Genomic DNA, 24,924 nt, shown 5'->3' with positions numbered 1-24,924 from the left:
CGATAGGCCTTGGCTCGCATGAAACCGCGCCTGCTTTGTGGGCGGACGCGTCTTGTAGGACAAAACCTGCAAGATCAGCGGGGCGTGCAGTATAAAAAGCTTACGACAGGTTATTTCACTCTATAAACCGCAACATTTAGCGAGAACTCTCGGTAAAAGCCCCATTTTCGGAGAGGCATTAACTGGTTTATGTAGGAATATTCGCCGTCGAAAAAGGCGCCGAGTATTGCACAGCATTGGTGCATCGTCATGCCCCTGCTTTGGCAGCATTTTTTGTTGGAAGGCTCTATCCCGGCACCTTGCAAGACACTGAATTGCTTGAGGCAGGGTTTGACCTGTGCTGAGGAGATTTATCCGTGCTGCAAGGAATTGCCAGTGCTGAGGAGGTTTATCCGTGCTGCAAGGAATTGCCTGTGCTGAGGAGGTTTATCTGTGCTGCAAGGAATTGCCTGTGCTGAGGAGATTTATCTGTGCTGCAAGGAATTGCCTGTGCTGAGGAGGTTTATCTGTATTGAAGGGACTCTGTGGCGAGGGGATTTATCCCCGTTGGGTTGCGAAGCAGCCCTCAAACCTGACAACCAGTTTCTCTAGACACACCGCGTGTTACTGATCTGCGACTGCTGCGCAGCCGAACGGGGATAAATCCCCTCGCCACAGATAAGTCCCCTTTCCACAGATAAGTCCCCTTTCCACAGATAAATCCCCTTGCCACAGATAAATCTGTTCATCACAAAGACTTCATAAGAATCAGAAATTTCGTTCAGCCTTTGCAGATCCAACTTGAGTAACCAGGTACTAGCCTTGAATCATGATTAATGAGTGCAAGGAAGCGAACGTGCCAGTCCAACCCAACTCCCACCACCTGCGCTTCGGCCGAAGATCAGAAATCGGCCGCGCCTACTTCATCACCGCCGTGGTTCACAATCGCCAGCCTGTATTTTCAGATTTTCAGACCGGGCGCCTCTTGGTTACAGAACTTCGTCGCGCACATGAGAAAGATCACGTTGAGTCAATCGCCTGGGTTGTGATGCCTGACCATTTTCACTGGTTAATGCAATTGAAGACCGGCACTCTTGGCGAAGTCATCGGCGCTATCAAGGCGCGTTGCACCCACGCGGTGAATAAAAAAATCGCACGCCGCGGCCCATTGTGGCAAACCGGCTACCACGACCGCGCCATCCGTGACGGTGAAGACTTGAAGCCGTTCGCTCGGTACATCATTGCCAACCCACTACGTGCAGGTTTGGTAGATAAAATCGGCGACTACCCCCTCTGGGATGCCTGCTGGCTATAAAACTGAATTCACAGGGATTACCTGTGGTGAGGGGATATATCTGTGCTGGAGGTCATTACCTGTGCTGAGGAGATTTATCTGTGCTGGAGGTCATTACCTGTGCTGAGAAGATTTATCTGTGCTGGTAGTCATTACCTGTGCTGAGAAGATTTATCTGTGCTGGTGGTCATTACCTGTGCTGAGAAGATTTATCTGTGCTGGTGGTCATTACCTGTGCTGAGGAGATTTATCTGTATTGAAGGGACTCTGTGGCGAGGGGATTTATCCCCGTTGGGTTGCGAAGCAGCCCTCAAACCTGACAACCAGTTTCTCTAGACACACCGCGTGTTACTGATCTGCGACTGCTGCGCAGCCGAACGGGGATAAATCCCCTCGCCACAGATAAATCCCCTTTCCACAGATAAATCCTTTTGATACAGATAAATCCCCTTGATACAGATAAATCCTTTTGATACAGATAAATCCCCTTGCCACAGGAAAATCCCTCATCGCATGTAAATGTGGGCGTTCCAGATTTGTTCAGCCCCCACCCCCACACAATTTCCTCACCAGCGCCAACCACCGTCTAAGCTTCAAACAAGTCCGATCAATCTGCGTGAATGGATCAATCGACTATGGGCGCTTTGTGGCAAACCGATTCGAGTAAAGCCGTGGTTCCGACTGAACGTGTGGATGATCAAGCGCCTGTCCCTGAAAAACCCCGCCGCAGCCGGCACGGGTGGAAGGCTTTCTGGTTGTTGCTACTGATTATCGCAGTGGTGGTAGGGCTTGGTGCGTCCAAAGAAATGCGCACCTCGCGTTTTCAATCCCGTGAACTCAGCCAATATGCCGCCTCGCTGACCTACAAACTGGAACCTGGCCCCAGTGAAGCCATTCGCTATCCGGGCAACGGGCCCTTCGATTTGCGCCTGGGTTACAGCTCGCTCGATGAATTCCTGCCGCGCCTGATCAAGCGCAATTATGTCGTTACCGAGCAGTCGCGCTTTTCACCCGCCCTGCTCAGCTACACCGACAAAGGCATGTTTGTGCCTTATTCCGAGAAGATCCAGGCCGGGTTGTCGATCACCGATTGCCGCGCCGCGCCGCTGTACAAGTACAACTATCCGCAACAACTGTATTCGAACTTCGCGGCGATTCCGCCGGTGGTGGTCAGCAGCCTGCTATTCATCGAAAACCGCTTTCTGCTCGACCCCAAGCAACCGCTGGCCAACCCGGCAGTGGATTGGCCACGGTTCGGCATGGCCGCCTGGTCGCAAGTGGCGAAGGTGCTGCACCTGCCCGGGCAATCGGCTGGCGGCAGTACGCTGGCGACGCAACTGGAAAAATATCGCCACTCACCTGACGGGCTGACGTTTTCGGGCGCCGAGAAAATCCGCCAGATGATTTCCGCCAGCGTGCGCGCCTATCAACCCGGCCCGCAAACCCTGGGCGCACGACAAAACATCATTCGCGATTACCTCAACAGCGTGCCGTTGTCTGCCGTACCGGGGCACGGTGAAGTACATGGCATGGCCGAAGGCCTTCGGGTCTGGTACGGCACTGATTTCGTCAAGGCCAACGAGCAGCTCAACAGCCCGCAGACCGACCCCAAAACCATGGCAGACAAAGGCCTGGCCCTGCGTGAAATGCTCTCGTTGATGATCGCCCAGCGTCGCCCTTCGTATTACCTGACCAGGGGCCGCGAAGAACTCGCCAACCTCACCGACAGCCACTTGCGCCTGCTCAAGCAAAGCGGCGTGATCGACAGCGCGCTGGCCGATGCCGCACTGGCCAGCATCGTCAGCTATCGTGACTGGCAGACCCAACCGACGATGCAACCGATCGAAACCAACAAAGGCATCAGCGTTGCCCGCAGCCGTCTGGCGAGTATGCTCAACCGGCCGCTGTACGACCTCGACCGGCTCGACCTCTCGGCCACCAGCACCTTGCAAGGCGAACTGCAAACCCAAGCCACTGCCTACCTGAAAAAACTCGCCGACCCGGCCTACGCCGCCGAAGTCGGTCTGATTGGCGAACGCTTGCTGACGCCGACCAGCACCACTCAGGTGCGCTACAGCTTCACCCTGTTCGAACTGACCCCGGACGGTTCGCGCGTGCGGGTGCAGACCGACAGCACCGACCAGCCGTTCGACATTAATGAAGGCAGCAAACTGGAATTGGGTTCGACGGCCAAGATGCGCGTGCTCACTACCTACCTGCAAATCATCGCCGAGTTGCACGACAAGTACGGCGCCATGGGCGTGCCGGAATTGAAAAAGATCGAGGTGCCGGACCAGGATCGCCTCAGCCGCTGGGTCGTCGATTACCTGATCCAGAACAAGGATCACGACCTGTCGAAGCTGCTCGCCGCCGCGCTGGATCGCAAATACTCGGCCAGCCCCGGAGAAGCGTTTTTCACCGGCGGCGGGTTGCACACCTTCAATAACTTTCGCAAGGAAGACAACGGCCGTCTGCCGACCCTGCGCGATTCCCTGCGCGAGTCGATCAACTTGCCGTTCATTCGGTTGATGCGCGATATCGTGCGTTACACCACTTACTCCGGTCCCAACAGCAGCGCCGAGTTGCTCAAGGATGATCGTGACCCGCGGCGCCAGGAGTATCTGGCGGGTTTTGCCGATCGCGAAGGCACCTCGTTCCTGCTCAAGTTCTGGAAGAAGTACAAGAACAAGGACACGCAAGCGCGTCTCGACACGTTCCTCGACAGCATGCGCCCGACCCCGATCCGCATCGCCGCCGTGCACCGTTATCTGCTGCCGAACGCCAGTCAGGAAGACTTCAACAGTTTCGTGCGCTCGCACCTCAAGGGCGCCAAACTCAGCGAAAAACTCACTGACGATCGCCTCATCCGTCTCTACGATTCCTACGGCCCGGGCAGCTACGATTTGCCGGATCAAGGCTTTATCGCCAAGGTTCACCCGCTCGATCTGTGGCTGATCGGCTACCTGCTGAATCACCCGGACGCGACCTTCACCCAGATCGTCAAGGCCAGTCACTTCGAACGTCAGGAAGTCTACAGCTGGCTGTTCAAAAGCAAGCACAAGGGCGCCCGCGACAGCCGCATTCGTACCATGCTCGAGATCGAAGCGTTTCTTGAGATTCATCAACGCTGGCAGCAAGTCGGTTACCCGTTCGATCATCTCGTGCCGTCGCTGGCCACCGCCATCGGCAGCTCCGGCGACCGCCCGGCAGCGCTGGCCGAACTGATCGGCACCATCCTCAACGATGGCGTGCGTATGCCGACCCTGCGTATCGACAGCCTGCATTTTGCCGCCGACACCCCTTACGAAACCCGACTGGTCAACGACCCGCACGTTGGCAAACGGGTCATGCCGTCCGAAGTCGCCGATGCCATGCGCGAGGCGCTTTCGCAAGTGGTGGACGCCGGTACGGCCAAACGTGTTTCCGGCAGTTTCAAACTGGCCGATGGCACTCCGCTGGCCATGGGTGGCAAAACCGGTACCGGTGATAACCGCATCGAAGCCATCGGCTCAGGCGGACGCATCCTCAGTTCGAAGTCGATCAACCGCACCGCGACCTTCGTGTTCTACATCGGCGATCACCACTTCGGCACCCTCACCGCGTTCGTTCCGGGGCGCTCGGCGGAGAACTTCAAATTCACGTCGGCCCTGCCGACGCAGGTGCTCAAGGGCATGGCGCCGATTCTCACGGCGTATCTGCAACCGGGCAGCGATTCGCAATGTCGCCCGGTTGGGGGTTCAAGCGTTGCATCCTCAGCGCAACACTAACTGGCGTCGCAGCAGGTGGTAATCCGCTATTTTAAAGATTCAAATACTCAGCGAATAATCGGGCAGAAGTGCCGCTAATACAGCAATTTTTAGACTGTTGTTTTGCCCCCCAGTGGATAGGCTGATCATTCTTAATCAATCAAGGATGATTGCCATGCCTGACACCTCCACGCCTGCCCCAAGTAAAGGTCGGCACTACGACTTCATAAGCTCGACCCTGAGCGAAAACTTCAAAACCGCGAGCCTCGGCCGAGGCAAGGCACTGGCGAGCGCAGCACTGAAGATCGAGCCCTGGTACAACACCGCGCCCGCCGCTCAACATGCCCAATTGAAAACTGCCAACCTGAAGGCCTGGGGCTCTCAGAATCAGGTCGACACGCTGTTCGAAAAACTCCAGGACGTGCGTACATTCGCGGCGCCTCTGCTTCAGGCCAAGCTCCTGGAAAAATACGCAGTCACGGATGACGTCAAGACAACCTTCCTGCGTTTGTACATCCCTAAAGAGGGGGCTTGGTACACGATCGATACCTTGGGCGGTGTCACGACTCGGACCGTCTCCCTGCTGGACGCCGCGCTGCACAACTTCGCAAAAACCGAAACGGTACTTGCCGATTCGCAATACATCAGCCAACCCGACAACCGCGGGCACTTCGATATCTTGCCGATCAAGGCAAAGATGACCATCAGCCAGTTCCAGGCGCTGTGCAGGGAACTGGACATCGGCGGACTGTACAAGCAACACCTGCAAAGTTACCTGCTGCCCAGCGAACCGGTGGCCGTCGCCGTCATCAAGCACAAGGTGACGCAAAGTCTCAAGGATGCATTAAGCGCCGCCGCCCAGTTGGCGTTGACCACCGGCGATATCCAGTTCGACGCTTACAAGCTGATGACCGCGCTGGCAAATGGCGCCCCTCTGCCACCGCTCGATGGCCAACACATGCAGTGCCGTGATCTTTCCATAATGGAGGCACGCCTGACCGGTGTTCTGCTCTTGATCCCCGCCCGCAAAGACAGCCGAGGCATCCGCCGGCTCATCGCCTATGTCCCCCATGATCCGGAACATCCGCTGAAGGAATACACATCACCCGCGGCCTTCATGACTGAGCTGACGCGGCAACTGCGCGAAAACAAAACCGGCGCTGCATCGCAACTCAGTTATCGCCAATTCTTCAGCCAGTTCGTCGATCAACAACAGCGCGGGCACTTCTTCGCCGACATCGAACAGCGCCTCAGTCACGTGGTATGGCACGAAAAGGATGACCCGACGGACTCGCGTCCGACATGGCGTCAAGAAGACGTGCCCAATGCTCACCTGAAGTTCGAGCACCTGCCACTACCCCTCGATTACTGGACACACGCCTATCAGCAAAAACTCGACAAAATCCTCAACGACGCCAAGGAAGTAGCCGTGTCCACCGCCGACACGGACACCAAGGCGCGCTGGGCCTGGTGGGAAAATTTCAAGAAAATCGTCTCGGACATTTTCAACGTTGCCTTACTGATAGCGACGCCGTTCGTGCCGGGGCTGGGCGAACTGATGATGGCTTACACCGTTTATCAACTGACCTATGACGTGATCGAAGGCATTATCGACCTTGCTGAAGGCCTGGGCCTCGAGGCGGCCGAGCACGTGGTCAGCGTGGTGACGGATGTCATTCAACTGGTGGCTTTTGCAGCCGGGGCCGAAATTGCGGGAGCGTTCAAGTTCAAGCTATCGCCGCTGATCGAGGGCATGAAGCCCGTGAAACTGCCCAATGGTCGTGACACGCTTTGGCACCCGGATCACGTTCCCTATGAACATAAAACAATCAAGCTGCCGCAGGGGGCCAAGCCCGACGCAACTGGCGTGCACTCGTACGAGGGCAAGGAAATTCTGCGTGCGCAGGACAAACACTATGAACTCACGCGCGATGCGCAAACCGGCACGACTCGCTTGAAACACCCTGAGCGCACTGAAGCCTATCAACCGCAAGTTGTGCTCAATGGCGCCGGTGCCTATGTGCTCGAAGGCGAGCAACCGCGGACCTGGGACGACGCCACTTTACTGCGTCGCATTGGCCCTGCGGTGGCGGATCTGAGCGATGCCCAGCTCGAAACAGCGCGCAAGATCAGCGGCACCGACCCCGCTGAATTGCGTGGCATGTATGTCGAGAACCTGCGTCCTCCCACTCTGCTGACCGATACGATAGAGCGCCTTGATGTTGACTTGGACATCCAGACATTCATCGACCTGATGAGCAGCGACGACCCGCGGGTCTATGCAAAAGCGGACCCCGTGACACAACTGCAGATACTTACAGCTCATGGCATGTGGCCCGAAAAAGCCTCAATGCGGATTATTGACGTCACGCACCAAACGATCTGGGAGCACACCGGCACAGACGCTTCGGCGGGCCAAAAGCTGATTGTTCAACTCCAGGAGCAACAATTCTTCAACGGCGAACTGTTGAAGGTGGTGATGGAGACGCTGGATGAAAACGGCACGGCGATCATTCTCGATGTCCCGGCAAACATCCTTCCGGCATCGCTGGTTACTCGCGTTACCGCTTTGCGCAAGCGCATAGTCGCCGTGACAGAGAGTGGGCGCACCCAACTGTTCAACGAAGATTACGCCAGTCGTGAAGTATTCAAGGATAAAAGCCTGGCGCCACTGATCCGCGCTGCGTTTCCCGAGATCCCGGCGCAAGGCATCGACAATCTCCTGGCCACGGCTACCAGCGCCGAACGGGCGATCATGATTGCCGAGAGTCGCCTGCCCTTGCGCCTCAAACGCATCGCCCGAGAGCTGCAGCTGGAAACGCGAACCGCGCGGGCGCATGAAGGTTTTTACAGACAATCACTGACGAACCTCGATACCGAACGCATGACGCTCAATGCGTTGCGCCTTTACAGCAATTCACTGGAAGGTGTGCGCATCGAGCTGCGCGTCGCCCGTTTCGATGCAGAGCTGACTTGCCAGGCGGGCCCGGAAGATGCCGCCACCGTACGAATTCTGGTCAAGGTCAGCAGCCGCTATGAAGTTCATGACGCCCAAGGCACAAAGTTGCATGGGCCGACTGATCTGTATCAAGGCGTCTTGCAGGCGTTGCCTGACGCGCAATTGAAAACGCTGGGGTTGCGCCGCGGCGATGGGTACCTGTTCAAACAGTGGGTCATCGCGCAGACCGCAACGCCGGCCGAGCGGCGGATCATCCTTGACGATCGAGGGCGTGTGCCTGAGTGGCGACGAGAGGAGTTACTGCTGCTGCGTGGGCCCAAGCAGTCGATGCATGATGCCAACCTCACCTCGCGGGTAGAAGATTTGTATCCCCATTTCAACGAGCGAGAAGTCAGGCAGTTTGTCCAGTCGCTGAGTACCCAGGAAGGCGCGATCGCCACACTGATGCGTCTGGAAACAGAGCTCGACGACCTGCGTGTGTTACTTCGCAGGTGGCAGTGGGATCAACCGGATTACCCGATATCAGACCCACGGAATTTCGTCGGCGGTGGCGGACAACACATCGCTGACCAACTGATCGAATGTTTCAAACGAAAGGCCAGGTTCTTCGACAAACACAGCGCCCATCTGGACGAGGGATACACGCTGGACCTGTCGACCGACCTGTTCCCCAGCAATCTTGTGACGTGGTGGAAAAAACTACCGGAACTGGGCAAGTACCTTGAACAGATCACCTCGCTGAATGTGGATAACTCACGCTTTGCCATCCACTCCAAAGGCCTGCTGAAAGACTTCCGGCAACTGCGTCATTTAAGCGCCAGAAAGTGCCATCTGACGCAACTGCCTGAAGGCATCGGCAACATGCACATGCTTGAGACGCTGCGTCTGAGCGACAACCGGATTGCACTGACCGCCGCCGACGTCGAGAGTCTGCGCAATCTCACGCGCCTGGAAAGCTTGAGGCTGGACGGCAATCCGTTGGGCCGCGCGGTCAATGTCGAGCGCATGCCACATCTGAAAGTATTGAGCCTGAACAAAACCGGCATCGATGGCTGGCCGGAGGGCGTTTTCAAAAAACGCCGGCCCAAGAGTTTCTTTCTGGACATGCAGGAAAACCCCATTAATCGAATCCCCGAGGTGCCAGCAGGTTCCGGTCAGGCGCTGCTCATTGCGCGCACACGCCTTAGCGCCGAGGATCTATCGGAAACCAATCTGTTGGCCTATCGCGAGTATCGAATCTCGGTCGGCATCGACCCCCAGCATTACTACAGTGAACTGGCTGACCGGGATGTGGAGCTCTGGCGGATGCCTGGCCGGACACGTTGGGGCACCAGCGAGTCCGCGCGCACTCCGTTCAGGCTTGAAGCATGGCACGACCTGGCGACAGAACCCGATTCTCTGGGGTTCTTTCAGGTCATCGAAAAACTGCTGTCATCCGCCGACTACCGAAACGGTGGTGACGCTCGCAAGCAACTCACCGATCGCGTCTGGCGAATGATCGACGCCGCTTATCTCGATCCCAAAGTGCGCAATGAACTGTTCACCGAATCCACGGCACCGACGACCTGCGCCAATGCCGGCGCGCAGATGTTCAACCACATGGGAATCAAGGTACTCGCCTCAGAGGCGTATTCGTATTCGACGTCACAGGCAGAGCTGGAGGGCAAACTGGTGATACTGGCAAGAGGCGCTGCCCGCCTTGAGCAAGTCAACGAAGTCGCCCGTGCCGATATGGCCGCCCGCCAGGGACGACCTGATGAAGTGGAAGTGCATTTAGCCTATGAAACCGGTCTGGCCGAGCGCTTGGAGCTGCCTTGGCAGTCTCAAGACAGGCTTTGGTCACAGATCGCTGGCGTCGATCAGGCGACTATCGATCAAGCGTATGACACGGTTATTGCCTTGGAAGAGGGCGACGGTCTGGTCAACAACATGCTCGAGCAGATTTTCTGGTTGGAGTACTTACGCGACACTTACCCAGGCCAATTCAAAAACAACGCAAAAATCTACGAAGGCAAAGCCGAACAACTGGACGAGTTGCGTGCAGCGCAACAAGCCTGGGCGGATGGCAAAGACTTGCCTGAAGCGCAAAAAGCGTCGCTGAAAGTGGCGCTGCAAAACCTTGCCCGGCAGCTATCGGTGCCCGACTCTACGGTTTTCACCGGTCAAGCCATGAGCGACGCAGTGTACGAACGGCTGTACACCGACATCGGCGATGAGGAGCAGGCGCTGGGCAGACGATTGACCCGTACAGCGATGAAAAACGCTGGAATCTGAAACGGCATCCGCAGCAACCCTGTGGGTATGGCGATGATTGTCGTCATACCCACAGGTCGCTCCACCGCAGCGTCCGATTACTCAGGCAAGGCTCAGACTTGCGAATCCCAGATGACGGTGACATTGCCCGAGTAATGGCGTGAAACACCCTGTTTGATCATCTCTTCAACTTCATCACGCGCCACTTCGAAATGCAGCGTGCCCGGTTTGCGGTCCACGTAAATACCGGGCTGGAACAACTCGGTGCCGACTCCATCCAGACGCAATGGACGACGATTGACCGGCTCGTTCGACGCGTCGGTCAATCCGCTCGGCAGCGTGACGCTGACTTCTAGCGGCACAACGTGGCCGGCATTCGGCTCCAGGAGCGCGCAGTTGTTACCACTGACGTATTGGCATTCCAGGTTCATCTTGAAGCGCGAAGAAGCAGACAGGTTAAAGGTCTGGTCGCGGAACAGTCGCGTCGGTTTGCGCCCCTGATTCAGCCAGGCTTGCCAGCCACCCTGGGGCAATAACTCGACCCGCTGCCCGCCCGGCGGGACTTCAACTTTGAGCGTGTGTTGCACCGACAGATTGAAGTTGAAGGTGTACAGGTTGTCAGTAGGGATCATGATGTCGCCGAAGTCGAAATCCTGTCCCGGCCCCATGGTGTAGGTGATGGAGCCGGTGTAGTTGCCGGTGGACATGGTTAACGGATTAGGCGTTCTGAGTTCGTATGCGTATTCCAGGTGGTTGTACGAAAGTCGGGGGATTTCAGTGCCTGGTGCCATCCCGCACGCGCCTGCATTTTCAGGAACGAGCCAGAAGAACAGGGCCAGAGAAGTGCTCGCAGCGATGTAATTGGTCCCGACACAAGGGGCAACTCCGTCAAGCCACCGCCGCATCCAGTCAATCGGCGGCGGTCCTGGTAATCCCCACGCAGCAACGCCCGGCGGACGGGGTAAGTCCCATCGGTGTCCGATGCCTGCAATACGCACCTCAACGGTTTCCACCTCGCCGGTAGTGCCGTGGGTGACGGGTAATGGCCGCCATTCAGACGGAACCTTAAACATCGCAGTGTTTCTCAGATCGGCGCCGGGCAGAATGGGCCCGTTCGAATATGCTCGAAAAGCTGCATCACGAATCGTGAAGATGTTAAGCGCCTTGCATCGCGCCGGAATGTGCCCCGCACAGACTCCTGATACCGGTGTGTCGTTGCGAAACTTGTTCATTTGCGGGTTTGCCGCATCGGGTCGAAACGACGCGTCGATATTTTGTGTAAGCGCCTGAGCCGTCAGACTCAGTGACGCAGACAACCCAATGCCCGCTACCAGACGCTTTAAAACATTGTTGAATCGACTGCTTTTCATTCTGAAAAATCCTTGTGGCGAGATCAGAGCCGAGCGACGCCCGCACAGCTGACAATTACCCAACCAGCGGCCCAAACGCCGGTAAGCGCAGTGATGTCCTCCCGGATGAATGATCAAGGCGCCAGCGCTTCAAAAATCATGTGCACACTGCCGTAGTAACTGCCTGGCTGATAACCGTCCACCGGTAATGCCGCGGCAATTTCCAGGCCCACCCGCTGGCCTGCCTGGCCATCGAGTCCAGTGATGACCGGCTCGGAAACGAGGCTCAGGCGTTTGCGGTTGAACGTTACGATTAGCGGGATGTTGTCCGTGTCCCTGCCATTGCTCAGGAAGGGCTCGGCACTTATGCGGGCGGTAATGCCGCCATTGACGTTTTTCACATCGAAGTTCTTTCGCAGCGGGGCGAACGACCCTGATACCGGATTGAACGGCAGCGCCTGCTCCTGATGAATCCAGTCAGGCTCGGAGGGAATTACATAAAACTCCGCCGTAGGAATACTCACCGAGACTTCGAACGTTTCACGCTCGGTGATCGCATTCACAATGTCGCTCAGGGGTAACAGCAGCGCCAGTGACATGGCTGCGCGTGTGGCGTTTGGCATCTTCATCACCTTTTACGTCCGGGTATCACCCCTTGACCTCGATCGGTTTGGTCGACTTGCCCTCGATCAACATGAAGTTGTATTCACGACCGCTCTGTTTATCGAACTTGAAGACACGACCTGGCAATACGTGATGTTTCGTGGTCGGTTGGCAGTCGCTTTCATCTTTGGTCGAACAGTTTCTGAACTCATCGACCACCACCGTACTGTTGCCACTGTTGCGCACTTCATAGCGGGTCGCGTCGTTGCTGATCACGCTGTTAAAGCGCGTTTCTGTGGGGCGTACGAAGAACACCGTGCCGTATCCGGCCAACACGTTGACGCCTGCCGACAGGCCTTTCTTGTATTCATCGCGATCCTCTTCGGCCACCGCAAATTCATCTTCTTTTTCCGGCACCACCGGAATGAATCGCACGCGGAAATAACGTTCTTTTTCCCGTTCGCCCATGAACACCAGACGACTGCCCTGCATGCCGTTGGCCGGGACAATCAGGCGCGCGGGACTGGCCATCAAGCCATCACGGGCGTTGGCTTCGGTCTGGTTGACCAGCGCAATTTCCCGCGCCGTGCCGTCGGCGTCGTAAACAATTTCGAGGATGTTGATCTTGACGAACGCGGAGGCGTCACCACCGTTGAAAACCCGTTTCAGGTAAGTGCTTTTATCACCGTCGAGGTAGTCGTAGACCACGCCAACGTTGATCGCGGGCCCCGCGTGGGACATAAGCGGTAACCAGCCTGCGAGTAGCAGTGCCCATCGATAATTCATGGTTTCAACCTCTGGATGTGGAACGGTGGACAAAATACGCACGGGGGGCATCAGACTTGCGGGTCGCAGATCACCGCGACATTGCCGGCGGAGGTTTTTCCCCCACCGGTGAGCAATCGTTTATCCAGTCATGGGTTAACCCGCCGTTCGCAGACGTGGAGTGGTGTCTGCCAACGTATCCGGCGTGCAACGCAGATCCCCAATCATCAACACATCGTTTTCACTGCGCACATTGGTCGTATCGAGACGGAACTGGCACAGCAACTGCTCACCCGAGCGCACTTCCAGAGTCGGTGAACCGGCGTTCATTTCCATTGAGAAGAAGCCGTCCACTTCGCTCACGCCACGACTGGCGTGGTTGATGATGTGGTGGCCCTTGAGCGGCTTGCCTTGCGGATCGAGCAAACGTCCGAGCACGGTCAGGGTTTTGCTCACGGTGATCTTGCGGTACTCCACCCCGCCCTTGTTCAGGTGATAGCGGGTGCGCTGCGGTTGAATGCTGGCGGACGGGACATGGTTGCCTTCGAAATCGAAGCTCACCGAGCTGTTTTTATAGGCGGTCAGTGACACGTAATTGCGCCCCGGGCGCAGGGTGGTACTGCCGCCGCTGAGGTCGTCGGCGCGCAGGGCGATCTCATCGAGGTCAGTTTCGACGTCGATGATCATCCCGGCACCGCCGCTGGCGTGCTGGCTGGTCATGACGATCTTTTCTGCGCCAACCGCCACGGTGCTGTCGAGGTTGAGACCGCCGGTGTAATTGCCGTTGTAGGACGAGCGCTGGAGAAAGGCATCGCCGTTAAACGCATCGGTACGGAAACTGCCAAGGCCTGACACGCCGACGCCATAGGTGTCAGCGAGCGCCGTGACCGATACGTTCTGCAGTACATGGTTTTGCAGAGTTTTGTTGTAAGTCAGCGACCCATTGTTGTCGCGGCCACCCTCACGGGCCGTGCGCGTACCGATGCTGCCCGACCACTGTTCGCCCGGTCCGCCGAGGGCCAGGCTGACACTCAAATCCACTCCGCGATTTCGCGCCTGCCCGCTGCTGAAACTGGCGGGGCGATCAAACACCGAGAAACGCCAACTGGCATCGCTGCCAAGCAGCAGGCTACGTTGCGTCCAGCCCAGATCGATTCCGACGCCCTCGACATTGCCCTCGCTATGGGAAACCCGGCCATTGAGCGATTGCTTGCTGTTGAGTCGATGGTTGATCGCCAGCGACGTGTTGGCGGTCTGGCCGATATACACGTTGCGTTGTCGTATCCGCGTACCGTCCGGCAAGGTCTCATACGTATTGGTGGTGTCCAGCCAACTACGGTTATGGGTGGCAAACACGTTGCCCGAGCCATAGTTGTAGATACCTTGCAGATCGATCCCGGTGCCGTGGTCCTCGGTCTGGTAAACGTTGGCGTACAGGCTGGTGTTATTGGCCAACGTCCAGTCGATCGACGAAGCCACCTGCTGCTTGCCTTGCAGTTGCCGCGCCGAGAGGCCGAGAATCACCCGCGGATGCAGCAGATAATTAAGCGCTGCACCGGCCGTCATGTCCCCTCGAGCCTGCTCGTCCCAGTTGCTCAACAGTTTGCTTTCCTGGCCGGCGAACACGCTGTAGCGCCAGCGCTCATCGTGATTGCGCCAATTGCCGGGTTTGTACACCAGCTCCTGGGTGGTTGAGGTGATCTGGCCGTCTTCGATCAGCCGCACTTCGACTTCGTAAATGCCTCCCGGAAGCGGCCGGGTGTCGAGGGTTTGCAGACCGGCACTGATCGCCTGTGTGTTGACCAGCAGACCATTGCGATAGATTTCCACCGATGCCTGGCGGTTGGCCGTGACATAAATCGGATAAACGCTGGGCGTGGGATTGTTGATCGCCAGGCTGTCGGAGCTGCCGAACATCACGCCCGCCGCCGTATCGGGGCTGGCGCCAAATGAACGCAACTGCCGCGTCAGGCCTTCGGAGCTGGGGGTGAAAAAACCCAGGCGCAAAAAACTGCCCTGCAATTCACGCTGGCCGTACAGTTCGTGTACCGCGTGATAGAGCTTATCGTCAGGTCCGCCCAAGCGTGCCATTTGCAGATTGACGCGTTGCGTCCAATTGCCGAGGCTGCTGCTCGCCTCAAGGCCATAGCGACCACCAAGGTCTTGCTCCTGCCCGCCGTTGAGGTTCAGTTGATTGCGCAGGATCAACCCGGTGCTGCCCTCTTCGGGGAGCGTGTAATAGCGTAGGGCTTCAGTGTCGCGCTCGGCATTTTCGGTGGCGATCGACACCAGCGAATTCTGCAGGTTGTAATGCACTGCCAGCACTTGCTCGGGGCAACTGCCCTGACAGGCGCCCAGGCTCACACCCTGCTTCAGAAAGCTGCCCAATATGTCCCGTTCATTGGCCGGGATCTGGCTGTCGCCGGTGTCGGTAAACTCCAGCAGAGTGACACGATCATCCTTGCTTAATACGACCATCGCCTCACCGAGAAACTGTTGATCACGCTCAACCCGAACAGCTAATGGCACATCGAAGAAGTGTTCTTCGAATTCCGCCGGCAAGCCTTTGGCCTGAGCGAGCAGACTGCGCGGTGTATTAGCGTTGTTAGTGGGCGCGGCCAAAGCACTGGCACATAAAAAAAGTGCGAGCGCTGCCGCGATGGGCGTCATCGGGAACATGATCTTTAATACTCAAATTACTTGATGAGCTGGCGTCCACCGATCATCAAAAGATGATCAGTGGGCCAAGACTATTGAATAAACATTGCGTTATTCAAAAAGTTGTTTCACGGCTTCAACACTGGCTCGAATACAACAGCGAAGCTGCCCGAGTAATTACCCGATTGAGTCGCAGCTGGCGTGGCAGCCTTGATCACCATTTCCCGCTGCACGCCTGGTACAGAGTCGGTTTCGTTGACGATTTCGGTGCTGACACTGGTCAGCAGCACGCCACCGACCTTGACGGTCAGCGGGATGCTGTCCCGGCCGTTGTACAACGCTGCGGTGCCATCGAGCACGGCATTGATGGCGCCCTTGTTGTCGGTATGCTTCATGTTGAAAATTTCGCTGATGGTGGTCAGTTCGCCGCTGCCCAGTTGGGTCATGGTTTCATCAACACCGAAGCCCGGCGTCTGAGGGGCAACATTGAACAGCGAAGTAGGCACGAATGCCTTGATGTTGATCGTCTGGCTAATTGGGTCTGCGGCAAACGCCACGGAAGAACTCAGTGCCAAGATGGCCATCGGGGCGGAAATTGCAAACTTCTTGAACATGATCAGTACCTGCTTTTGATAAGGATTTAAGCGTGGAAAGTTTTGGCGCTTACTGACTTAACTTTCAGCGCGGAGGCATGATCAAGTAATTCAACAACAAAGTAAGTAGGAAATTTCACCACTACCTGTAGTTAATAATACCCGTGCAAAATGGGAAAAAAAGTGCATATTGCATTTTTGAGAACAGTGACTCTCAGAACTATACTACATACAGTTTTTAGAGAAAAAACATACAGATTTAAAACTATCCAGAGCACTCGTTATTACGGGCTTATGCGCCTGCAAAGGAGCTGATATTCGACTTTACTCTTTTGTAATTAGTCCATTTACTCTAGAAAAACACAAAGTTCATCCCGCATCGACGACGGCGCCATTTTCGTTGACGCGCCGCGGCGACCACTGATCCGAATGCCTTGCATCCGCCATAAGATATATCTTAAGTTGTATCTAAACACGACGAGAGAAGATAGAAATGAGAGACCATCATTCCCCCCACCGCGAGCACGGCGACGGCCGTGACGGCTTCGAAAAACGCCCAGGCCGAGAACGCGGTGGCCGCGGCCCGCGAGTATTCGCCCCAGGTGATCTGAAACTGCTGCTACTGGCGCTGGTCGCCGAACAGCCCTGCCACGGCTACGACCTGATCCGCCAGATCGAAGGCATGTTCGATGGCGCCTACAGCCCGAGCCCCGGCGTGATCTATCCGACCCTGACCTTTCTGGAAGAAAGTGAATTGATCAGCGGCGACGCCGAGGGCGGCAAAAAACGCTACAGCGTGACCGACGCCGGACGCCTGTCCCTGAGCGAGCAAGCCGTGGCCCTTGATGGTGTACGCATGCGCATCGACGTCAGCAAGCGCTCTCTGCGCGGCCATGACCGGCCGCCGGAAATCCACGAAGCGGTGCACAACTTGCGCCACGCCTTGCAATTGCATCACGGCCGCTGGAGCCCGGAAGAAATCCTGCGTGTACGGGATCTGCTCAACAACACCGCCAAAGCCATTGTCGACGGCCCCGCCGTGACCTCTGCCCCGGAGAAAGCCGAATGACTGCAATCGACACCCAAACCATTCACCGCGTGATGCACGAAATCAAACGCCGTCGCCTACAAGTGCTGCGCGTGGTCGACCTGACCCCGCGCATGCGCCGCATCACCCTCGGCGGGCCGGAACTGGCCGGGTTTATCAGCCTGGGCACGGACGATCACGTCAAACTGATGTTCCCGCAGAACGCCGAACAAACCGCTGCACTGGAGACGATGGTGCTCGGCGGCAAGAACGACGGCCCGATCCCCGAGATGCGCGACTACACCCCGCGTCGCTATGACCTCGACACACTTGAGCTGGACATCGATTTCGTCCTGCACGGCGACGGCCCTGCCTCGACCTGGGCCGAACAGGCTGCGCCTGGGCAGTTCCTGCACATCGGCGGGCCGCGCGGCTCGATGATCGTGCCGGACATTTTCGACAGCTATCTGCTGATAGGCGACGAAACCGCCCTGCCCGCCATCGCCCGCCGCCTCGAAGGCCTGGCGGCCAATCGCAAGGCGCTGGTGGTGATCGAAGTGGCAAACGGTGCCGAGCAGCAAACGCTGGAAAGCGCCGCGCAGGTCAATGTGATTTGGGTACTGCGCGATGGTGGCACGGACAACCTGCTGACCACCGTCAAGCAATTGCAGGTGCCCAAGGGCAATCTTTACGCGTGGGTGGCGACTGAGACAAAAGTCTCGCGGCAGATCCGCCGGGTGTTGCTGGATGAGCACGGGCTGGATGAAAAGTTGGTCAAAGCGGTCGGCTACTGGCGTGCGGAAGGCTCAGAGGAAGAGTAAAGACATCCCCAATGGGAAGAAATCATTTGTGCTGTATATAGGGATCATTTGTGTCTGGATCATTCGTGTCTGAGATCATTTGTGTCTGAGATCATTTGTGGCGAGGGGATTTATCCCCGTTGGGCTGCGCAGCAGCCCCCTGTGATCTATCAGACACATCGAGTGTTCAGGTATCGGGGCGGCTTCGCCACCCAACGGGGATAAATCCCCTCGCCACAGATGAATCATCACCTAACCACTAATGCATCACCTAACCAGAGATAAATCACCCAAGCATAGAGATAGTCCAATGCCTCAGGATCGGCTGCCAAACCAGCGATCCAGGCCAATCACCGCAAAGCCAATCCCCACAAACCCCGCCAATATCCCCCCGGCATTGATAAACACCTGTGGATAACCCAAGGTCGCCACATCAATGAACGGATACGCATATGCCCCGAGCAAATGCCCGCGCAGCAAGGCGTAAATGAAGTAAACCAGTGGATAAATCAGCCACAGCGGCAAATGCCACAGGCGCAAAGTGCCCTTCGGCACGCAAAACCACCAATAGCCCAGAAACAGCAGCGGCATCACGTCGTGGAGCAATTCGTCGGCGATAAATTGCCAGCCCTCGGGATGCCATAAATGGCGCAGCAAAAGACTGTAGGCGAGGCCGACCACGGCGATGCTCACCGCCACCCCGCTGCTGACCCACGGTTGCAGAAACCAGCGGCGCGCGGCGGATTCGCGTGGGGTCACCGCGCAGGTCAGCACGGTGGCCACCAAGGTATTGGTCAACACCGTGAAGTAACTGAAGAAACTCACCAGCCCGCCCAGCAGACTGGCTTCGACACTCAGACGCGAGATAAAAATCAGGTACAGCTGAATGCCCAACCCGGCCCAGCCGAGAGTGGCTGCGAGGGTGATCAAGCGTTGACGCCAGACAGCGTCCATCTCAGAGCGGTCGCTTGGTACGCATCAATTTGATGTACAGACGCTCGACTTTCTCCCGCGCCCACGGGGTTTTACGCAAAAACGTCAGGCTCGACTTGATGCTCGGATCGCTCTTGAAGCAGCGAATGTCGATACGCTCGGCCAGCCCCGACCATTCATAGTGGGCCACCAGCGCGGTGAGGATCTGTTCGAGGGTTACGCCGTGCAGCGGATCGGGGGTTTGTTCGTTCATGCCAGGCCTTTGGGCGAAGTGAAAATGCAGAAGCCGCGCACCTTAGCCGAGGGGCTGACCGGGTGGAAGGGCTTCCATCAAATGTAGGTCAACCCGTGAAGATCGCAGCCTCGGAGACGCCCGACAATGCGCCCGTTTGCCGCACTGTTACCGAATCCGAAACGCTGCATGTCGACAAAAGCGCTTTGTCTTTTTGTTACAGATCATTATCCTGCCGCCCTTCCGCTGAATCGCTTCACTGCCTGCGACAAATCGTAGCGCTCAGCCCGTACCCGAAAAACACCCAAAAAAAGACTTATCCATGCCCGATTTTTCCTTCTCCCGAGACAGCGCTATCTCAATCCTGCGCGTGATTGGCGGCTGCACCGCCCTTGGCCTCGTCACCTGCGCCCAAGCCGCTGCCGCGTTCGACAGCGAATCGCCGTACATGCTCGGTGACTGGAACGGCACGCGCACAGAACTCTCGGAAAAAGGCTACGACTTCAAACTCGATTACACCGGCGAAATGGGCAGCAACCTGCATGGCGGCTACGACCACGATCGCACGGCGCGCTACAGCGACCAGTTCGGCCTCGGCACGCATCTGGATTTGCAAAAGATCCTCGGCTGGGACGACGCCGAGTTTCAACTGACCATCACCAAGCGCAGCGGCAACAACATCAGCAACGATCGCATCAACGATCCGCGCGTCGGTGGCTTCACGTCGGCCCAGGAAGTCTGGGGCCGTGGCCAGACCACGCGCCTGACGCAGATGTGGTACCAGCAAAAATTCTTCGATCAGAAACTCGACATCAAGGTCGGTCGGTTCGGCGAAGGCGAAGACTTCAACAGCTTCCCGTGCGACTTTCAGAACCTGGCGTTCTGCGGCTCGCAGGTCGGCAACTGGGTCGGCGGCATCTGGTACAACTGGCCGGTCAGCCAGTGGGCGCTGCGTGTCAAATATCACCTGACACCAGAGCTGTACGCACAAGTCGGCGCCTACGAGCAGAACCCGTCGAACCTCGATCGCGGCAACGGTTTCAAACTCAGCGGCAGCGGGACCCAAGGCGCGATCCTGCCGGTTGAACTGGTGTGGACGCCGAAATTCAACGGCCTGCCGGGCGAATACCGCGCTGGTTACTACTACAGCAATGCCAAGGCCAGCGACGTCTATAAGGACAACAATGGCCAACCGGCTGCCCTCAGTGGCGAGGCCTATCGCAGCGCCTCCAGCAAACACGGTGTATGGCTGGGCGTGCAGCAGCAAATCACCAGCATGGCCAGCGACAATTCCCGTGGCCTGAGCGTGTTCGCCAACGGCACCATGCACGACAAGAAAACCAACGCCATCGACAACTACGTGCAGGCCGGCCTCGTCTACAAAGGCCTGCTCGCCAGCCGCGCCAAAGACGACATCGGCTTCGCCATGGCCCGCGTGCACGTCAACCCGGCCTATCGCAAGAACGCCGAGAAGAGCAATCAGGCCCGCGCCGTTTATGACTACGACGATCCGTCGTTCCTGCCGCCGCAAGACACCGAATACAGCGCCGAACTGTATTACGGCGTGCACGTGACGAACTGGCTAACCGTACGCCCGAACCTGCAATACATCCGCCATCCGGGCGGCGTGGACAAGGTCGATGACGCACTGATCGGCGGGATCAAGATCCAGTCTTCGTTCTAAAGAACACCGAGTCCCAATGTGGGAGCGAGCTTGCTCGCGAAGGGGCCATAACAGCCAACATCCATGTTGCCTGAACCACCGCTTTCGCGAGCAAGCTCGCTCCCACAGGAAATTTAGCAAGCTACACAAGTTTTATCTGAACCATGCCCACGCCAAATCGTCATCTACAGTGACTACAGCGCGGGACTACATAAACGTCACGGAGAATCACACTATGAGCACCGAAAGTGCTTCGAGTCGGGGCCGTCTGCTACCAAGCCTGCTCGGCATTCTGCTTCTACTGATGGGCCTGGCCATGCTGGCCGGGGGAGTCAAACTGAGCATGCTCGGCGGCTCGCTGTACTACCTACTGGCCGGTATCGGCATCGCGCTGACCGGCATTCTGTTGCTGCTGCGTCGTCGCGCCGCGCTGGGCCTGTACGCCATCGTGCTGTTTGCCAGCACTGTTTGGGCACTGTGGGAAGTCGGTCTGGACTGGTGGCAACTGGTGCCACGTCTGGCACTGTGGTTTGCCCTCGGTTTCGTCATGCTGCTGCCGTGGTTCCGTCGTCCATTGCTGATCAACGGCCCTGCCCGTATGGGTACTGGCGGCTTGACCGTGGCCGTTGTTTTGGCCGGCATCACCGCTGTGGCCAGCCTGTTCACCCACCCGGGCGAAACGTTCGGCGAACTGGGCCGCGACACCGCAGACATGACCAGCACCGCGCCAGCCATGCCTGATGGCGACTGGCAGGCCTACGGCCGCAGCGAATTCGGTGACCGTTACTCGCCGCTCAAGCAGATCACCCCGGCCAACGTCGGCAAGCTGCAAGAAGCCTGGCGCATCCAGACCGGCGACCTGCCGAGCGCTGATGACCCGGTTGAGCTGACCAACGAAAACACCCCGCTCAAAGCCAACGGCATGATCTACGCCTGCACCGCGCACAGCAAAGTGCTGGCCCTGGACCCGGACACCGGCAAAGAGCTGTGGCGCTTCGACCCGCAGATCAAAAGCCCGGTCGGCTTCAAAGGCTTCGCCCACATGACCTGCCGTGGCGTGTCGTACTACGACGAAGCCGCTTACGCCAAGTCTGAAAACGCTGCCTCCGCTGTCGTCTCCGAAGCTGGCAAAGCCGTTGCTCAGGCCTGCCCGCGTCGTCTGTACCTGCCAACCGCTGACGCTCGCCTGATCGCCCTGAATGCCGACACCGGCAAGATCTGCGAAGGCTTCGGCAACAACGGCGTGGTCGACCTGACCCAAGGCATCGGTCCGTTCACTGCCGGTGGCTACTACTCCACCTCGCCGGCCGCGATTACCCGTGATCTGGTGATCATGGGCGGTCACGTCACCGACAACGAATCGACCAACGAGCCATCGGGCGTGATCCGCGCCTTCGACGTGCACGACGGCCACCTCGTGTGGAACTGGGACAGCGACAAGCCGGACGCCACCGAACCCTTGGCCCCGGGCGAAACCTACAGCCGCAACTCGGCCAACATGTGGTCGCTGGCCAGCGTCGACGAAAAACTCGGCATGGTTTACCTGCCACTGGGCAACCAGACGCCTGACCAATGGGGCGCTGATCGCACCCCGGGCGCCGAGAAATTCAGCGCCGGCATCGTTGCTCTGGACCTGGCCACCGGTAAAGTGCGCTGGAACTACCAGTTCACCCACCACGACCTGTGGGACATGGACGTCGGCAGCCAGCCAACCCTGCTCGACATGAAAACCGCCGACGGCGTGAAACCTGCGCTGATCGCCCCGACCAAACAGGGCAGCCTGTACGTCCTCGACCGTCGTGACGGCACGCCGATCATTCCGATCAAGGAAATCCCGGTACCGCAGGGCGCCGTCAAAGGCGACTTCACCGCACCGACCCAGGCCCGTTCGGACCTCAACCTGCTGGCCCCGGAACTGACCGAAAAAGCCATGTGGGGCGCGAGCCCGTTCGACCAGATGCTGTGCCGCATCCAGTTCAAGGAACTGCGTTATGAAGGCCAGTACACCCCTCCGTCGGAACAGGGCAGCCTGATCTACCCGGGCAACGTCGGCGTGTTCAACTGGGGCGGCGTGTCGGTCGATCCGGTTCGCCAGATGCTGTTCACCAGCCCGAACTACATGGCCTTCGTTTCGAAAATGGTGCCACGCGAGCAAGTCGCCGCCGGCAGCAAACGCGAAAGCGAAACCGCTGGCGTGCAACCGAACACCGGCGCGCCATACGCAGTGATCATGCACCCGTTCATGTCGCCATTCGGTGTACCGTGCCAGGCCCCGGCCTGGGGCTACGTTGCCGGTATCGACCTGACCACCAGCAAAGTCGTGTGGAAACGCAAAAACGGCACCAGCCGCGACAGCTCGCCAATCCCGATCGGCTTCACCCTGGGCGTGCCTAGCATGGGCGGCTCGATGGTGACCGCCGGCGGCGTCGGCTTCCTCAGCGGCACCCTCGACCAGTACCTGCGCGCCTACGACGTCAACTCCGGTAAAGAGTTGTGGAAAGCACGCCTGCCTGCTGGCGGCCAAGCGACTCCGATGACCTACACCGGCAAGGACGGCAAGCAATACGTCCTGCTCGTTGTCGGCGGCCACGGCTCGCTGGGCACCAAAATGGGTGACTACGTGATTGCGTACAAACTGCCGGAATAAGCGTTAGCGGCAGTTAAAGAAAAGGCGATGTCCCGCGAGGGGCATCGCCTTTTTTGTTGCCTGCGATTTCTGAAACTGCCCGCAAAACCTGTGGGAGCGAGCTTGCTCGCGAAGGCGTCAGCTCAGTCGACATTTGTGTTGAATGTAAAACCGTATTCGCGAGCAAGCTCGCTCCCACAGGTTGTAGTGGGTTGGATTGTAGGAAATATGCTCGTCCTACAGATGCTGGCGATAGACGAGAGATTTCCGACAAGTCGCGTCGGTTGTGCGTCGGAAATGGGGTGGATAGGCTCAAGGGGTCGCTGCAAATTCAGCGATGGGGCGTCGCGGCCCGATAACTGATGCATAATCGCCAACCTTAAGGCACCTCGGGGCCTGTTGTTTGAGTCATGGCGGCTGTGCGCGGGATACCTTCTTGAAGGTATGCCGATTTCTCAGTTATCGGTCCGCGAACCCGCGTACAGCTGCCACCTCAGATTGCTTCGCGGCAATCGTGGGTAGCTCCACTTTCACCAACTGAGTATTCATCATGAAAAAGCCAACGCCGAATCCCCCCGAAACCAACGACACCTCCCCCTACGAATCCCCCGATTCGAAGAAATTCCACGAAGCGGCCGAGCGCGCGCTCGACCATTACCTCAAACCTAACGCACTCACCTTGCGGTTCCACAAACCCAGCACCATGTTACAGGTCGCCCCCGATCAAGACAGCGAAAGCCTGCTGGTCCACGCCTGTGAATCCCTGGCGCAAGCCAGCCTCATGAGCAGCGACATCGCCGCCTACATCGACCTCCCGCAGAGGCGCACGATATTGGCGATCCAGCAAATCATCATGCTGGCTGAACTCGTGGTAAACCGCGTACTGGACAACCTCGAAATACCACAACCGCAGCCACACAGCTAAAAGCCCCTCACCCTAACCCTCTCCCGGAGGGAGAGGGGACTGACCGAGGTGTTTGGGAAAGGTACGCCGACGTGAAAGACCGAGTCGATTTCCAGTTTTGAAAGGCCCACCAATCGGCGCCCTCTCCCTGGGGAGAGGGCTGGGGTGAGGGAAAATGCACCACAAAACAAAGGCCGAACACCCGCTTCTTACCACTCAAAACGATGAGCGCAAGCTCGAGTACCGCTCTTGATCTTGATCCACGGGCGACGTCGGAAGGCTGAGTGGAGGGCTTGATCCGGGGGTGGGAGCGCAGCGACCGTTTGGCGCAGCCAAACACATCGAGAGGAGGTGCAGCGCAGCAAACCGTAGGCGATGCCCCCGGATCAATCCCGGAGCGAAGGAACCCCGAGCCCCAGCGAGCGGGCCGCACGTAGGAGCAAGCGTTTTTTTGCTTACTTTTTTTAGGCGTTTGTAAAAAAAGTGAGTCGCCGTAAGGGCGAAACCCTAAGCCGCCGTTACCGAAGAAATGGATATACA

At 57.7% G+C, this 24,924-nt stretch carries 15 protein-coding genes; 8 read left to right on the top strand and 7 right to left on the bottom strand.

Going from position 1 to position 24,924, the window contains the following annotated elements:
• The first annotated feature begins 835 nt into the window (after positions 1-835).
• The 3 genes from ACIQVE_RS16280 to ACIQVE_RS16270 all read left to right on the top strand — a co-directional run bounded on the left by ACIQVE_RS16280 (position 836) and on the right by ACIQVE_RS16270 (position 10,252).
• Positions 836-1,294 carry an REP-associated tyrosine transposase gene (locus ACIQVE_RS16280; RefSeq protein WP_402810140.1) on the top strand — a complete coding sequence of 153 codons (459 nt, stop codon included), beginning with the start codon at positions 836-838 and terminating at the stop codon, positions 1,292-1,294.
• Positions 1,295-1,908: 614 nt separating this feature from the next.
• Positions 1,909-5,040, top strand: a complete 3,132-nt coding sequence (locus ACIQVE_RS16275) for a transglycosylase domain-containing protein (RefSeq protein WP_402810137.1) — start codon at positions 1,909-1,911, stop codon at positions 5,038-5,040.
• A 154-nt stretch (positions 5,041-5,194) separates the two neighbouring features.
• Entirely contained in the window at positions 5,195-10,252 is a 5,058-nt protein-coding gene (locus tag ACIQVE_RS16270) for an NEL-type E3 ubiquitin ligase domain-containing protein (RefSeq protein ID WP_402810134.1), read from the top strand.
• Positions 10,253-10,344: 92 nt separating this feature from the next.
• Here ACIQVE_RS16270 and ACIQVE_RS16265 read toward each other — a convergent pair whose 3' ends face one another.
• The 5 genes from ACIQVE_RS16265 to ACIQVE_RS16245 form a co-directional block, all read right to left on the bottom strand.
• Positions 10,345-11,601 carry a hypothetical protein gene (locus ACIQVE_RS16265; RefSeq protein WP_402810131.1) on the bottom strand — a complete coding sequence of 419 codons (1,257 nt, stop codon included), beginning with the start codon at positions 11,599-11,601 and terminating at the stop codon, positions 10,345-10,347.
• A gap of 113 nt (positions 11,602-11,714) precedes the next feature.
• On the bottom strand, positions 11,715-12,203 hold the full coding sequence (locus ACIQVE_RS16260; RefSeq protein ID WP_402810128.1) for a CS1 type fimbrial major subunit: 489 nt from the start codon (positions 12,201-12,203) through the stop codon (positions 11,715-11,717).
• Positions 12,204-12,228: 25 nt separating this feature from the next.
• Positions 12,229-12,969: a molecular chaperone gene (locus ACIQVE_RS16255; RefSeq protein WP_402810126.1), complete on the bottom strand. Its 741-nt coding sequence runs from the start codon at positions 12,967-12,969 to the stop codon at positions 12,229-12,231.
• 135 nt (positions 12,970-13,104) lie between these two features.
• Positions 13,105-15,627: a TcfC E-set like domain-containing protein gene (locus ACIQVE_RS16250; RefSeq protein WP_402810123.1), complete on the bottom strand. Its 2,523-nt coding sequence runs from the start codon at positions 15,625-15,627 to the stop codon at positions 13,105-13,107.
• A 107-nt stretch (positions 15,628-15,734) separates the two neighbouring features.
• Complete coding sequence (locus ACIQVE_RS16245) at positions 15,735-16,220, bottom strand: CS1 type fimbrial major subunit (RefSeq protein WP_402810121.1); 486 nt, start codon at positions 16,218-16,220, stop codon at positions 15,735-15,737.
• A 472-nt stretch (positions 16,221-16,692) separates the two neighbouring features.
• On the opposite strand from ACIQVE_RS16245, the gene ACIQVE_RS16240 reads away from it, so the two are divergent.
• Positions 16,693-17,268, top strand: a complete 576-nt coding sequence (locus ACIQVE_RS16240) for a PadR family transcriptional regulator (protein ID WP_402810118.1) — start codon at positions 16,693-16,695, stop codon at positions 17,266-17,268.
• The gene (locus ACIQVE_RS16235; protein ID WP_402810115.1) at positions 17,265-18,047 is read left to right on the top strand and encodes a siderophore-interacting protein; all 783 of its coding nucleotides are present in this window, start codon (positions 17,265-17,267) and stop codon (positions 18,045-18,047) included. The genes ACIQVE_RS16240 and ACIQVE_RS16235 overlap by 4 nt, the downstream gene beginning before the upstream one ends.
• Positions 18,048-18,341: 294 nt before the next feature.
• Here the strand turns inward: ACIQVE_RS16235 and ACIQVE_RS16230 are convergent, their stop codons facing one another.
• Together ACIQVE_RS16230 and ACIQVE_RS16225 are read right to left on the bottom strand one after the other, a co-directional pair.
• Positions 18,342-18,980 (bottom strand): Pr6Pr family membrane protein, encoded by a 639-nt coding sequence (locus tag ACIQVE_RS16230; RefSeq protein ID WP_402810113.1) that lies wholly within the window; start codon positions 18,978-18,980, stop codon positions 18,342-18,344.
• A gap of 1 nt (position 18,981) precedes the next feature.
• Positions 18,982-19,212: a VF530 family DNA-binding protein gene (locus tag ACIQVE_RS16225; RefSeq protein WP_402810111.1), complete on the bottom strand. Its 231-nt coding sequence runs from the start codon at positions 19,210-19,212 to the stop codon at positions 18,982-18,984.
• 301 nt (positions 19,213-19,513) lie between these two features.
• Here ACIQVE_RS16225 and ACIQVE_RS16220 point away from each other — a divergent pair, with 301 nt between their 5' ends.
• From ACIQVE_RS16220 to ACIQVE_RS16210, 3 genes are all read left to right on the top strand, one after another.
• Positions 19,514-20,875: a carbohydrate porin gene (locus ACIQVE_RS16220; RefSeq protein WP_402810109.1), complete on the top strand. Its 1,362-nt coding sequence runs from the start codon at positions 19,514-19,516 to the stop codon at positions 20,873-20,875.
• 214 nt (positions 20,876-21,089) lie between these two features.
• On the top strand, positions 21,090-23,501 hold the full coding sequence (locus tag ACIQVE_RS16215) for a glucose/quinate/shikimate family membrane-bound PQQ-dependent dehydrogenase (RefSeq protein WP_402810106.1): 2,412 nt from the start codon (positions 21,090-21,092) through the stop codon (positions 23,499-23,501).
• A 529-nt stretch (positions 23,502-24,030) separates the two neighbouring features.
• On the top strand, positions 24,031-24,405 hold the full coding sequence (locus tag ACIQVE_RS16210) for a DUF6124 family protein (protein WP_402810105.1): 375 nt from the start codon (positions 24,031-24,033) through the stop codon (positions 24,403-24,405).
• Positions 24,406-24,924 lie beyond the last annotated feature (519 nt).

The organism is Pseudomonas sp. NPDC098747, from assembly GCF_044760045.1.
In the GTDB taxonomy this organism is placed as follows: domain Bacteria; phylum Pseudomonadota; class Gammaproteobacteria; order Pseudomonadales; family Pseudomonadaceae; genus Aquipseudomonas.
This window is presented reverse-complemented; position numbering and strand designations above follow the sequence as displayed.